Annotated in this window: 15 protein-coding genes; 8 read left to right on the top strand and 7 right to left on the bottom strand. The window is 31.1% G+C overall.

All coding sequences use genetic code 11. From position 1 onward, the window contains the following. Position 1: 1 nt before the first annotated feature. From ACY3JO_RS08675 to ACY3JO_RS08650, 6 genes are all read right to left on the bottom strand, one after another. Positions 2-1,675, bottom strand: coding sequence for a helicase HerA domain-containing protein (locus tag ACY3JO_RS08675; protein WP_463084599.1), 1,674 nt, complete (start codon positions 1,673-1,675; stop codon positions 2-4). A gap of 6 nt (positions 1,676-1,681) precedes the next feature. Continuing rightward, positions 1,682-2,794 carry a DNA double-strand break repair nuclease NurA gene (locus ACY3JO_RS08670; protein ID WP_463084598.1) on the bottom strand — a complete coding sequence of 371 codons (1,113 nt, stop codon included), beginning with the start codon at positions 2,792-2,794 and terminating at the stop codon, positions 1,682-1,684. A 2-nt stretch (positions 2,795-2,796) separates the two neighbouring features. Continuing rightward, positions 2,797-3,996, bottom strand: coding sequence for a glycosyltransferase family 4 protein (locus tag ACY3JO_RS08665; protein ID WP_463085669.1), 1,200 nt, complete (start codon positions 3,994-3,996; stop codon positions 2,797-2,799). Next, on the bottom strand, positions 3,993-4,463 hold the full coding sequence (locus ACY3JO_RS08660) for a divergent PAP2 family protein (protein WP_463084597.1): 471 nt from the start codon (positions 4,461-4,463) through the stop codon (positions 3,993-3,995). The genes ACY3JO_RS08665 and ACY3JO_RS08660 overlap by 4 nt, the downstream gene beginning before the upstream one ends. A gap of 2 nt (positions 4,464-4,465) precedes the next feature. Continuing rightward, positions 4,466-5,497 (bottom strand): SIS domain-containing protein, encoded by a 1,032-nt coding sequence (locus ACY3JO_RS08655; RefSeq protein WP_463084596.1) that lies wholly within the window; start codon positions 5,495-5,497, stop codon positions 4,466-4,468. 72 nt (positions 5,498-5,569) lie between these two features. After that, the gene (locus ACY3JO_RS08650) at positions 5,570-6,193 is read right to left on the bottom strand and encodes a SagB/ThcOx family dehydrogenase (protein ID WP_463084595.1); all 624 of its coding nucleotides are present in this window, start codon (positions 6,191-6,193) and stop codon (positions 5,570-5,572) included. A 72-nt stretch (positions 6,194-6,265) separates the two neighbouring features. Between ACY3JO_RS08650 and ACY3JO_RS08645 the strand changes: the two genes are divergently transcribed. Further along, positions 6,266-6,613: a NusG domain II-containing protein gene (locus ACY3JO_RS08645; protein ID WP_463084594.1), complete on the top strand. Its 348-nt coding sequence runs from the start codon at positions 6,266-6,268 to the stop codon at positions 6,611-6,613. Positions 6,614-6,616: 3 nt separating this feature from the next. Continuing rightward, a complete protein-coding gene (locus tag ACY3JO_RS08640) occupies positions 6,617-8,158 on the top strand; it encodes an NAD(P)H-hydrate dehydratase (protein ID WP_463084593.1) in 1,542 nt (513 codons plus the stop codon). On the opposite strand, the gene ACY3JO_RS08635 is transcribed toward ACY3JO_RS08640, so the two are convergent. Continuing rightward, positions 8,139-8,840: an HAD-IIB family hydrolase gene (locus tag ACY3JO_RS08635; RefSeq protein ID WP_463084592.1), complete on the bottom strand. Its 702-nt coding sequence runs from the start codon at positions 8,838-8,840 to the stop codon at positions 8,139-8,141. The genes ACY3JO_RS08640 and ACY3JO_RS08635 overlap by 20 nt on opposite strands. A gap of 122 nt (positions 8,841-8,962) precedes the next feature. Between ACY3JO_RS08635 and ACY3JO_RS08630 the strand changes: the two genes are divergently transcribed. Genes ACY3JO_RS08630 through ACY3JO_RS08605 form a run of 6 tightly spaced genes read left to right on the top strand, consistent with a single transcriptional unit; the run spans position 8,963 to position 13,166 of the window. Next, the gene (locus ACY3JO_RS08630; protein ID WP_463084591.1) at positions 8,963-9,712 is read left to right on the top strand and encodes a YebC/PmpR family DNA-binding transcriptional regulator; all 750 of its coding nucleotides are present in this window, start codon (positions 8,963-8,965) and stop codon (positions 9,710-9,712) included. Continuing rightward, positions 9,713-10,189 carry a crossover junction endodeoxyribonuclease RuvC gene (ruvC, locus tag ACY3JO_RS08625; protein ID WP_463084590.1) on the top strand — a complete coding sequence of 159 codons (477 nt, stop codon included), beginning with the start codon at positions 9,713-9,715 and terminating at the stop codon, positions 10,187-10,189. Continuing rightward, positions 10,190-10,765: a Holliday junction branch migration protein RuvA gene (ruvA, locus tag ACY3JO_RS08620; protein ID WP_463084589.1), complete on the top strand. Its 576-nt coding sequence runs from the start codon at positions 10,190-10,192 to the stop codon at positions 10,763-10,765. A 2-nt stretch (positions 10,766-10,767) separates the two neighbouring features. Continuing rightward, the gene (gene ruvB / locus ACY3JO_RS08615) at positions 10,768-11,766 is read left to right on the top strand and encodes a Holliday junction branch migration DNA helicase RuvB (protein ID WP_463084588.1); all 999 of its coding nucleotides are present in this window, start codon (positions 10,768-10,770) and stop codon (positions 11,764-11,766) included. Further along, positions 11,756-12,322 carry an epoxyqueuosine reductase QueH gene (locus tag ACY3JO_RS08610; protein WP_463084587.1) on the top strand — a complete coding sequence of 189 codons (567 nt, stop codon included), beginning with the start codon at positions 11,756-11,758 and terminating at the stop codon, positions 12,320-12,322. Before ruvB ends, ACY3JO_RS08610 begins: the two co-directional genes overlap by 11 nt. Next, the gene (locus ACY3JO_RS08605; protein ID WP_463084586.1) at positions 12,300-13,166 is read left to right on the top strand and encodes a diacylglycerol/lipid kinase family protein; all 867 of its coding nucleotides are present in this window, start codon (positions 12,300-12,302) and stop codon (positions 13,164-13,166) included. Before ACY3JO_RS08610 ends, ACY3JO_RS08605 begins: the two co-directional genes overlap by 23 nt. The last annotated feature ends 2 nt before the right edge of the window (positions 13,167-13,168 follow it).

Below are 13,168 nucleotides of genomic sequence, written 5' to 3'. Positions count from 1 at the left end.
TTTAGATTTCACTCCCAATATCAGGGAGATCGGTTATAATATCTTCGAATATATCTCTATTTTGAGCATCTTTTAAAGCTTTCTCAAATTCTTCATCTATGTCTATATCAAAACCTCCTTCTGCTGTTTCTCTTTCCCCAACCTTTACCATTACAGGAATACGGGTTAATCTTCCTAAGATAATAGCTTCTCCAATGTTTAATCCAGGAAGATCATTAAATAAATTTTCTGAAAGAGCTTCTGATGCTTCTTTTACTGCGTTTTGATCTGTAGGATTAGTTAATCTCATTATTATCTGGCTTCCACATTGGGATAAAGTATTACTGCTTATTTTATAGGGCCTTTGTGTAACCACAATAAGAAATACTTTAAATTTTCGTCCTTCCGCCGCAATTGAATTTATTATCTTAGCACTTCTTAATTTCTCTGCTTTCTCTTTCGGCACTAAATTATGGGCTTCTTCTAATACAATAAATAAGGGATATGTAAGTCCTTCTGATTTTGCTTTAGTCCATATATCATTTAACAATTTACTTACTACTAAATCTTGTAGATTTTTCTCTATACCTGCCAAGTCTATGACAGATATCTGAGCAGGTTTTAGAATTTCCTCAATCTTTATATCTTTAAATCCCCATATTGGATAATCTTTTATCCATTTTACATATTTTAATGCTTTTCTTGCTCCAATCATAGTTTCTTCGGAGTATTTTTTATTCTTTTTCTCTATCTTTTTTACATATTTTTTTTCATAGTCGTCAAAATCTAATATTTCTTCTTTTTCCTTTTCTGTACCTGCCATAGATTGTAATTTTTCATAAAGTTCATTTGGAGTAAAATCAACACCTTCTTTTCTAAGTTCCTCAATAGCTCTTTCAACTGCATCTCTTATGTTGCTATATTCTGAGATTCCTAATATTTCTGCTATTTGTTCGTTTTCTAATTCGCTAAATCTGATTGAATAGGGTATTACACCCCCAATAATATCATCCGTAAATCTCCCTTTTACTTGAGGTATTCTATAAATGTTAACTTGTTGGGCAATAGATGAAAATTCTTTTAAATTATTTCTTTTCCTTCTTAGTAAGACATAGTCACTATTGGGATCAAATACTAAAATAGTAGCACCAAGTTTTACAAGTTTCTCTAAAAGTAATCCTGTAAGATAAGATTTACCTGCTCCTGTTTGGGCAATTATGGCCAGATGCCTCCTAAGTCCATTGGGATCAAGAGTTACTTTGACATTAGGCCTATAAAGTAAGGTTCCAATTTCTATAGCGGTGGCCTTTTTATGAGTGAAGAATCTTCTAAGAAGATCATCAGGAGCTAAAAAAACCGGAGAACCTGGTAAAGAAACTGATCTTGGAAGCTGAATATTATCATCCATATCTATATAACCTAAAACTCTGGCTGTGGCAATAAGCTTTAGTGGTATTTTGTAATTTAATTCTAAAAGTCTTGTGGTTGCATCATATTCCTGATCTTCTGTTAATATATCTGAAAAAGCCTTTAGACTTTCTACTTGAGCTAATACGTCTACCTCTTCATCCGATGCAGCAGTTCCTTTAATTATGACATATTCCAATCTTTTAGGGGCTAATTCTTCATTAGTAATAAATTGAAAACTATCGCAAAAACTTTCACCTACCAAATATCCTACACATTTTAAGTCCATGATTATTTAGAAAAACCTCCTTTGAGATCTATCTAATTCTAAGATATCAGGAAATTCTTTTTTAAGAATCATTATGTACCTTTCTAAATCGGGGGTTTTTTTAATTCTGACAATGTTATCTACTAAATACAAAGGAGTTTGATATACTTGAGAGTTTATACAATTTTCTCTAAGAATAGCAAGAATATTATATATATTTACATCCTTTTCCCAATGAAAGTTTATTTCTAAAAGTGTGGTTGAATCTCCTATTAAGTAGTTTGGTATATCAATTCTTAAAATTTGGTCTCTTGGAATGAGTCTTACATAGAAAGTAATAAAAGCTGGTATATCTTTTAGCAAGGTTTGAAGATTAGGATCTTTCTCTATGAGCTCTATTTGATTATGACCAAGTCCCATTTCTGCTCCTATTAGTAGGGGAGTACTATATCCTGGCTCCCAGGAAAGGATATTTAAAAATTCTGCGTCAATGGGGATGTAGGGAAGTTCTTCTTTTAATTCAGGATGGTCTATTGATAAAATTTGAAAGAAAAAGGTATTTCTACTTGATTTTGAGATAGATATTAATTCTATATTTTTATTTTTAGATTTTAGAATGAGTTCTATGTTGGCCTTTAAAACATTAAGAGCCAAGTCTTTGTAAGGCTCTTCCTCTATAAGATTTATATATCTTAATAGATATGAAAGTCGTGAGATGATAGAGCCATCAATAAATAAGATGAAGGGGGGTTTAATTTCTTCTATAATTTCAAGGGCAAGTTCAGTTTCTATTTTTTGCATTATTAAATCCCGTATCCAGGCCAATTGATTTTCAGAAATTGATGCGGGTATTGGATCTAATGAGATGGTAGCTTTCTCATAACCTTCAGTACCTATAGCTAAACCTTGAGTTAAAAGAAGATATGGACCAAGGGAAAAGGATAGGGTTCTTTGTGAGGCATCAATAGCAAAGATTTTATGACCATTACTTTGTAAATTTTCTGGTATTTTATGCCATAGAGTTTCTACAAAGTTTACAAAGAAAGACCTATCTTTTATATCTTTTTTGAAAAAAAGATTATTTATTTTTTCTTTTTTTCTGTTTAACTCTTCTATAAAAAGAGAAATGAATTCTGGCATTTTTAAATATTATATTCTTTGATAAGGTTGTTATACAAGTCAAGGAGTTTTTTATTAATCTTTTGAACACTGAAATTTTGGGCACTACTTATAGCATTTTCTGATAAATTTTTATACAAGTTATAGTTTTCTAATAATTCTATAACTTTATTTGAAAATAAGATAATACTTTCCTCTATGTTAGAAGCTTTAGGGGGTATTAGAAAACCATTTATTTCATCTTTTACAAAATCTGCAATAGCTTCATCTTCTAAGGCAATTACAGGAAGCCCAGCTGTGAGAGCTTCTAACACTACTAATCCTTGGGTCTCAGACAAAGACGAGAAAACAAATATATCTGAAGAATAGTAGGCTTCTATTACCTTATCGTAATCAAGATAGCCAGTAAATATTACCCTATCTTCAATATTAAGGTTTTTAGCTTCTTCCTTTAGATTATTTATTACTCTCTTGTCAGGATTATCTCCTACAATGAGAAGGTAGATTTTGGGATAATTTTTTAATTTATTCATAACTTTCAATAAAAATTCTATGTTCTTTTCTTTTCCTAATCTTCCTACAAATAGCAAAATATATGCATCAGTAGGAATATGTAATCTTTCTCTTGCTACTTTTTTATCAATGTGATGAAAATTCCTCAAATCTAAACCATTAGGAATTATTTCTATGGGTTTCTTAACTCCAAAATCAATAAGTAGTTTTTTAATCTTTGTGGAAGGGGCAATTACAGTATCACAGAGGTTGCAATAAGATCTACTAATCCATATTGCTATATCTTTTGCTTTTTTCTCAGTTATTATATGTTTTTTGACCATATCTGGAAAATGATCCCATATGTAGTAGGCGTATTCAGTAAGCAAGGTGTGGTAAGTATGTATAAGAGGGATCTTTCTTTTTTTAGCTTCATAAGCTCCAAAAATTCCTAAGGAAAAAGGAGTATGGGTATGAATTACATCCAATTTAAGATTGTTAAGATATAGATCATAATTTACAGAAAAAGGAGTTGCTATTCTATGTTCTTTTTGAAATGGAAAAGTAATAGAAAAAAGCTGATAGACATGTTTTTCTGGTAAGATTTTAGGTATATAAGGAATAAATAGATGTACTTCATGACCTTCTTCTTCTAAGGTTTTCTTCTGAAAAAATAGGGCAGTAGCTACACCATTCTTTTGAGGTTTATAGGTATCACTAAAAAATCCTATTTTCGTCTATGAAATATCCCGTAATATAGAAGATGTCCTAAGATTAAACCGATTATTCCTCCAACTATAGCTTCTATAGGGGTATGTCCAATAGATTCTTTTAGATTTATCTCTTTTAATTCTGGATCTTTTAACTCCCTTTGAATTATCTTATTTATTACTTTTGCTTGCTCTTCTGTAGCAAGTCTTACTCCAATTGCATCTGCAATTACTATTCCAGCTAAAAACATAGATAATATAAAAATGGTAGAATTAAAACCTTCCTTTATACCTACTATTAATGATAAAGATACAACAAGGGCTGAGTGAGAACTTGGCATTCCTCCCCACTCAAAGAAGGCTATCCATAAAAACTTTTTTTCTTGAATAATTTTTATAATACCCTTCAGCCATTGAGTAATTATTACTACGAGGAAGGGAATAATGAAAATTGGATTGTTAATTAGATCAATAACTATTTTTATCATATCTACCGTGTTATGGTCACCTTTCTTATATTTCTTGGATTATCCGGATCTCTACCTTTTAATTCAGCTAAATAATAAGCAAAAAATTGAGCTGGATATATTAACAATATAGGAGATACATCTTCAGGAATATCACAGTCAATAAAGAAGCCTTGGTAATCTTTATGAAGATTAGGTTCATTGCTGAATAAATATATGTCGGTACCCTTTTCTTTTAATATAGAGAGTACTTCTAAGGAATGGTTTAAGCTCTCCCCTTTTGGGGCGAAGAAGAATACAGGAAAACCTTCAGTAGCAAGAACTAACGGGCCGTGCATAAAATCAGCGGAAGAATATGGTTGGGCAATAATATAGGAAGTTTCCTTAAATTTTAATGCTGTTTCTAATGCTGTGGAAAGGTTAAAACCTCTTCCTAACACAGCGCAATGTTCCATATATTTAAAAGGTTTTACCTCTTCTTTTATTTTCTCTTCCATACCCAAAATTGTTTCCATAGCCTTTAATATTTTATCAAATTCATCCATATAAATTCTACCCTTTATAGAATTTATGAGAAAATACAGAGAAACAAGTTGAGATAGATATGTTTTTGTGGCTGCCACACTTTTTTCTTGTCCAGCATTGGTAAATATATTGATTTTGGCAAGTTTTGCTAATTTGCCTTCTGGATTATTTGTTATTCCAATAGTTAATGTACCTTGTTCATTAGCGGTTCTTATTACTTCACATATATCATCACTTTCTCCTGATTGAGATATGGCTATAACTAAGGAATCTTTTATGTTTGGTGGTCTTTTATAGATGGTGAAGAGGGAAGGAGCACATAATGAAACAGGTATTCCTAAATTAGACTCTATATAATATTTTCCCCATATAGCAGCGTTATCAGATGAACCTCTTGCTACAAAGACTACATGATTAAAATTATAGTTCTTAAGTTCATTGGATATATTTTTAAATTCTTCTACCCTTTCCCTGTATCCCTTAATAATTTGAAAACTTTCTCTAATCTCTTTAATCATAAATTTATCCATTATTATTCACCCTCCTAATACTCTTTTTGGATAAGTCTAACACATCTTAGTTTATTTTATCAACTATGTTTACTAAATCTTTCCAATGGGCAATAAATATAGAGGAAACTCATTTTTAGGAAGATGTATTATTCTTTTTACATCTTCATCATTAAAGGCTCCTACTGCTACAGTTCCCAAGTTCAGAGATATACATTGTAAATAAATATTTTGGGCACAATGTCCTGCTTCCATAAATACATATCTTATTCCTCTTTCTCCATATCTTGCAGTGGTTTTATAGTAATTGGCTGATATTATGATAATAACGGGTGCTCTCCTAATCCATTCTTGTCTTAAACATACAATAAAAAGATCTTCTCTCTTATCACCTTTTAAATGGAGATTTAATTCATGGCTCTCAGAAATATACTTGTAAATTCCTATATCTAAATCATGAACTTTATAAGCAGAGACATATATTTCTAATGGAAAAGTAGCACCTGCAGAAGGACATGTTCTAAATTTGTAATTCTTTTCTGTTATTCCTTGGGCAGACCATAATATTTGAGATAAATCTTGTAAATTAATAGGGTTCTCTTTATATGTTCTTACCGACCTTCTTAAAAGTAATGCTTCTTCTATGGATAAGTGACCTTTACAAATAGGTGTTGATAGCTTGATATTTTTATTCTGAAAGTTGTTTAGCTTTACCATGATTATAAATTATATCAAAGAAATAAACTTTCTGAAGTACTCTTAGTGATATAATGATATGGTATAATTTTTATGATGAATATGAAAAAAGCAAATTTGTTAATTTTTATTCTTTTAATTTTTTCCATTATAAGTATTATATCTCTATTTCTACCGAAAGGCGAAGCCAAATTTTTAGTTGTACAAGTAGAAAACAGAGAAGTATTGAGAAAACCCCTAACAAAACTTAAAAGTGGTGATAAATATAAAGTAAAAGGATCTTTAGGAGATGGTATTTTTGAATATATAGAGGGAAGAGGAGTACATATGATCTCATCCCCTTGCCCTGATAAAATATGTATAAAACAAGGATTTATAAATAAAACGGGAGAAAGCATTGTTTGCTTACCTAATAGAGTTATAATAACTCTTGAGAGGTAGAATATGAAAATTGTAAATTCTGAAGATATAAGAAATTTGGAGAAAATTTTAGAAAAGCAATATAAGATTCCAGCTCTTATGTTGATGGAGAATGCCTCGACCTTTATTTTTAATTTCTTAAAAGATAATATCTCAGATTTAAAAAGCAAGAATGTGGCTATTCTTTGTGGTCCTGGGAATAATGGTGGAGATGGTGTTGCTTTAGTTAGGCACCTTCTAAATTATGGTGTGAAAAATGTATACGTATTTTCCTATTTTTGGGATAAAAAAATATCAGATCTTTTAAAAATTCAACTGAGCCTTATAAATAATGTTCCTATATTAGATTTAAAGGCTAATTATAAAGATCTCAGATTGTTTGATATTATTGTAGATGGAATATTTGGAATTGGATTAAAAAGAGATATAGAAGATAATCTTAAAAATATTTTTGAATATATAAATGAATTAAAAAAATTTGTAATTTCTATAGATGTCCCTTCTGGAATTGACTCTGATACTGGTGAAATTAGAGGTTCTGCTATAAAGTCCTCATATACTTTAACTATGTTTTATCCTAAAAAGGGATTTTTTGAATATCCTGCTATAGAGTATATTGGAAATTTAGTGGTAGATAGACTTAACTTTGGGGATATGTTTTTGGATTCTATAGTAAAAAGTAATATGGAGCTTGTGGATGAAAATATGGTACAAAAGTTAATTCCTGTTCATACTAAGATGGTTTATAAAGGAAAAAAAGGAAAAGTATTAATTATTGGGGGATCTTTGAAATATACAGGAGCACCGATTCTTTCTGCTTTATCCGCTTTAAGAAGTGGAGCAGGTATGGTCTATCTTTCTGTACCAGAAAGTATTCATATGATTTACAGGGCTATATATCCCGAAATAATATATATTCCTCTTAAGGAAATTGATGGCTATATTTCTTCAGAAAGTTTAGATTATATTATTGAGATTATAAATAGCTATGAAATTGATGCTATAGGTTTAGGACCTGGTATCGGATTATATTCAGATACTAGTCTTTTTGTCAAAGGGTTTATTACGAAAGTAGATACTCCTATAGTGGTAGATGCTGATGCTTTAGTATATATCAAAGATATATTGGAAGAGATAAAAGGAAAAAAGATAATTATTACACCTCATTATGGAGAGATGTCGAAAATTTTAAATCTTCCTGTTGGTTATATACAGAAAAATAGATTCTTGATTGGTGAAGACTTTGTAAGAAAATACAAAATAAACTTAATACTTAAGGGTCCTTATTCTTTAACCTTTACCAAAGAAGGACAAATTTATGTAAATCCTTTTGCAGATTCTTTACTTGCTACTGCAGGATCTGGTGATGTTCTTACTGGTATTTTGGCAAGTCTTTTAGCCCAAGGCCTTAGTGAGAATAATGCATGCATTTTAGGGAACTATGTTCATGGATTTTCTGTTAATTTTTGGAAGAGAAATAGAGGAAATTACGGTATGATTTCGTCAGATATTATAGATTTTCTTCCAGATATTTTTATGGAAATCTTTAAAGGAAAAAGTATTTAAAAATCTCTATTAAACCCGAAATATTTTCTTCTTTTGCTACATAATTTGCTATTTCTTTTAATTGTGGATGTCCATTATATGGTGTTGCTTTATATTTTAATTTACTTAAAAAGGGGAGATCTCCTAAACTATCTCCTATACCTAATACCTCATCATAGTCTAATCCTTTTATTTCCAAAAGCAGATCCATTCCTGCTCCTTTATCTATTCCTTTAGGAGTAATATCCACTGCAATAGAGGAATAAACTAATTGAAAATTTGGAAAATTTGTTTCAATTAATTCTTGAGACATTTTTGCTAATTCTGGTACAGGAATATCTTTTTCTGGAAATATGGATACACAAACTTCTTTACCTGGCTCTATATGTCCATAACCTTTTAATTTCTCCTTTAAAAATTTTTTGAGTTCTTCTCTCTGCCTTAAAAATTCTTCTTTTATTTTGGGGTGCATAATTATATCATCTTTATCAATTAGATATATAATGCAACCATTTTCTCCTATAGAATCCTCAAATTGACCTATAGCTTGAAGCATTGCTTCTATATATGGTTTTGATCTTCCTGTGTTTAAAGATATAGGAGGAAGAAGTTTAAGATGCTCTCTAATCCATTTTAGCCCATCCAAGTCTATGGGATATCCTTTATCTTTGGTTATACATCCTTCTATATCTGTTAATATCAATTTTATATCCATAGTATGAAAGTTTATCGAAAATTATGATTCTTGTCAAACTTTGTAAAATATTGTAGAATGCCATTGAAAACACTAATATTCAAGTCTTTTAAACTAAGGAGGCGAAAATTATGTCTGGACATTCCAAGTGGGCAAATATTAAACACAGAAAAGCTGCAGCAGATGCTAAAAAAGGAAAACTTTTTTCAGCTTTAAGTAAGGAGATTATTATTGCAGCTAAACAAGGCGGAGGAAATCCAGAAACTAACCCCCGTTTAAGAGCTGCAATTGAGAGAGCAAGAGAAGCTAATATGCCAAAGGAGAATATTGAAAGGGCTATAAAGAGAGGTACTGGAGAGATTCCTGGTGTAACATATGAAGAGGTTACATATGAAGGATATGGGCCAGGTGGTGTAGCTATAATGGTAGAGGTAGTTACAGACAATAAAAATAGAACTGCTTCGGAAATAAGAAGAATATTTACGAAACATGGTGGAAGTTTAGGAGAGGCAGGATGTGTGGCGTGGATATTTGAAGATAAAGGTAGCATTTTTATTGATAAGGAAAGTGTTAAGGATGAGGATCAATTAATTAGTGATGCTTTAGAAGCTGGCGCAGAAGATGTTCAAATAAGTAGTGATAGTGTTGAAATAATAACAGACCCCCAAAACTTTTCCGAAGTTAAAGCTAAATTACAAGAAAAAGGATATGTAATAACTCAAACTGAAGTAACAAAAGTTCCAAAGAATTTAGTTCCAGTAGAAGGTCCAGATGCAGAAAAACTTCTTAAGCTTATGGAAGAGCTTGAGGATCATGATGATGTACAAAAGACTTATGCTAACTTTGATATACCTGACGAGATCTTACAAGCTCTATCTTAGATGAAGGTTTTAGGACTTGATCCTGGAACAGCTATAACTGGTTTTGGCATTTTAAATAAAGAAGACTATATTAAGGTTATTGATTATGGGGCTCTAATAACTCCTTCTAATTGGAGTTTAGGAAGGAGATTAAATTATTTGTATGATCAAATCTCAGATCTATTAGAGAGTTATGATCCTGATATTGTTGTGATGGAGAATATATTTTTTAATAAAAATGTAAAAACTGCTATAAGTATTGGGCAATCTCAAGGTATAATTTTGCTTGCTGCTTACCAACATCAAAAAGAGATATTAATGTTTAGTCCTTTAGAGGTTAAATTATTAATAGTTGGATATGGAAGGGCATCCAAAAGCCAAATCCAATATATGGTCAAGGAAGTCTTAAATTTGAAAGATATTCCTAAACCAGATGATACTGCTGATGCTTTAGCTATTGCATTAGCATATATTTATAGCAGAGGGGAGAATATTTAATTGTCATTTTTTCATTCCATAGAAGGGAGATTAGTTAAGATATATGATAATTTTGTGGTAGTGAGTTTGGATTTTTTTAGTTTTAGGGTTATTTTGGGAGAAAAGGACCTGACCCTTTTGGGTAATAACATAGGGCAAAAAGTAAAGATTTATATCTCTGAAAGTATCGATAAGGAAGAGATTAAAATCTTTGGTTTTTTGGATGAGAATAAAAGAGATCTTTTTGAAGATCTTAAACGTATAAAAGGGGTAGGGGAGAAAATAGCATTAAGGATTGTAAATTATTTCTCTCCAGAGGAATTTAATGAAATCTTAGAAAGTGAAGATATAAATGCTCTACTAAGAGTTCCAGGAATTGGTAAAAAAGTGGCTCAAAAAATATTCTTGGAAAAGAATGGTTTATTGCCAAAGGAGAAAAAAGAGGAAAGTACTATAAGGAAAGCCTTATATAACTTAGGTTATAATATAGAAGAGGTTAATGAGGTTATGAAAGATATTAGAAAAGAATTTAAAGATTTTGAGAATATAGAAGAGATTATTAAATTTGCTCTAAAAAGATTATCTAAGGAGTTATGAAAATGAGAAAGATTCCAGCCTCTTCTTTAACTCAGAGAGAGCCCCTCTTGGATAATATTTTAAGACCTAAAAATCTTTCTGAATTCATTGGACAAAAAAAGATAAAAGAAAGACTTAGTTTGATAATAAACGGTGCCAAAAAAAGAAAAGAACCTATAGATCATATACTTTTTGTAGGTCCCCCAGGTGTTGGTAAAACTACTCTTGCTTTTATTTTAGCAGAGGAACAAAAGGTTTCAATAAAAGCTATTTCGGCTCCTTCTTTGCAAAAAACAGGGGATCTTGTAGCTCTTTTGACAAATGCTCCAGAAAATGGAATTGTTTTTATAGATGAAATCCATAGATTATCTTCATCTTTGGAAGAGATATTGTATTCTGCCATGGAAGATAGAAGTATAAGTTTTATTGCTGGCAAGGGACCTGGAGCAAGAGTACTTAATTTTAAGCTTCCTCCTTTTACCTTAGTAGGTGCTACTACAAGACCTGCACTTCTTAGTAATCCTTTGAGGGATCGCTTTGGTTTTATTGCTTCTCTTGATTATTATTCTCATGATGAAATGGTAGAAATTATTAAGAGATCTCAAATATTACTTGGTGTAGAACTTTCTGAGGAAGGTGTACATGAGGTTGCTAAAAGATCAAGAGGAGTACCAAGGATTGCAAATCGTCTTTTAAAAAGAATAAGAGATTATATAGAAGTGGAAGAAATGGAAATTATAGATAAAGAAGAAGTGAAAAAAATTCTTGACCTTATGGGGATAGATGATAAGGGTTTAGATGATTTAGATAGAAAGATCCTTTTTACTCTTAGAGATAAGTTTTCTGGTGGACCTGTAGGTATAAAAACATTAGCTGCTGTTCTTAATGAGTCTCCTGAAACTATTGAGGTAGTTTATGAGCCATACCTTTTAAGAATAGGTTTTATTCAAAGGACAACAAGAGGAAGAATAATAACTCCCCTTGGACTTTCTCATTTAATGAGGTGCTCTGATGGAGGATAAAAGAATATTTCTTCATATATGTTGTGCTCCTTGTCTTACTTATCCTTTGAAAGTTCTTAGAGAGGAAGGTTATGAAATTACTGGTTTTTGGTATAATCCCAATATTCATCCTTATACCGAATATTCTCTTAGACTTTCTACTCTTAAATCCTTTGCAGAAAGTCAGAATTTACAACTAGTGTATGAGGATGATTACGCTTTAGAGGAATTTATAAGACAAGTAGTTTATAGAGAAGATAATAGATGCCCTGTTTGTTATTATATGAGGCTTAAAAGAACAGCCCAAAAAGTAAAAGAACTTGGATATAAGCTCTTTTCTACTACTTTATTAGTAAGCCCATATCAAAAACATGATTTAATAAAAGATGTAGGCTATCTTTTAGCAAAGGAATTTGGTTTAGAATTTTATTACAAAGATTTTAGAGTGGGATATAGAGAGGGAGTCAATCTTTCTAAGGAGTATGGTCTTTATAGACAGAAATATTGCGGATGTATATATAGTGAAAAAGACAGATATTGGAAGGGAGGAAAAAATGAAATATCACATTTTGTTTAATCCAACTTCTAATAGAGGAAAAGCTGAGAAAGTATATCCAAAACTTATAGATATTTTAGATAGAGAGGAATTAGATTATTCAATAGAATGTACTATTGGTGGTAAAAAAACTTTTGAACAGGTGGAGAAGGCATTGGATAAAGGAGTAGATGTGGTAGTTGCAGCTGGGGGTGATGGTACTATAAATGAGGTGGTTAATGGGCTTAAAGGTAGAGGAATTTTAGGAATAATCCCTCTTGGAAGAGGTAATGATATAGCTATATCCTATGGTATCCCAAGAAATATAGAAAAATCTATAAAACTTTTAAAATCCCAGAATATAAGAGAAGTGGATATTGGAGTATTAGATGGAATATATTTTGTAGGTATAGCAGGAACAGGTTTTGTAGGAGATGTAAATTATAATTCGAATAAGCTGAATTTGACAGGATTTAAAGGGTATGTTATTTCTGTTTTTAGCACATTAAAAGGGTTCAAATATCCAGAATGCGAGATTTTTTTTGACTCTGTAACTTGGAAAGGTAGAATTACTTTGGTGGCTTTGGGAAATACGATGTATTATGGTGGTGGTATGAAATTACTTCCTAATTCTAAGGTGGATGATGGGTTTCTTGATATAGCTATTGCTCAAAAGATTCATCCTGCGGAGTTGATTGCTACTTTTCCTCTTGTATATATAGGAAAACATTCCATTAATCCTCATGTAAAATTTTATAGAAGTAAAGAGGTAACAATAAAATCAGATAGTGAACTTATAATTAGTTATGATGGTGAGCTTATAACACGAAACGAGGTTACCTTTAAAACAATGTATAAATTTCAAAAGATTATAGGGGGTATGTGACT

Source organism: Dictyoglomus sp. LHC4 (assembly GCF_055181355.1).
Note: the sequence above shows the minus strand (reverse complement) of the source record. Positions and strands in the feature narration are given on the sequence as shown.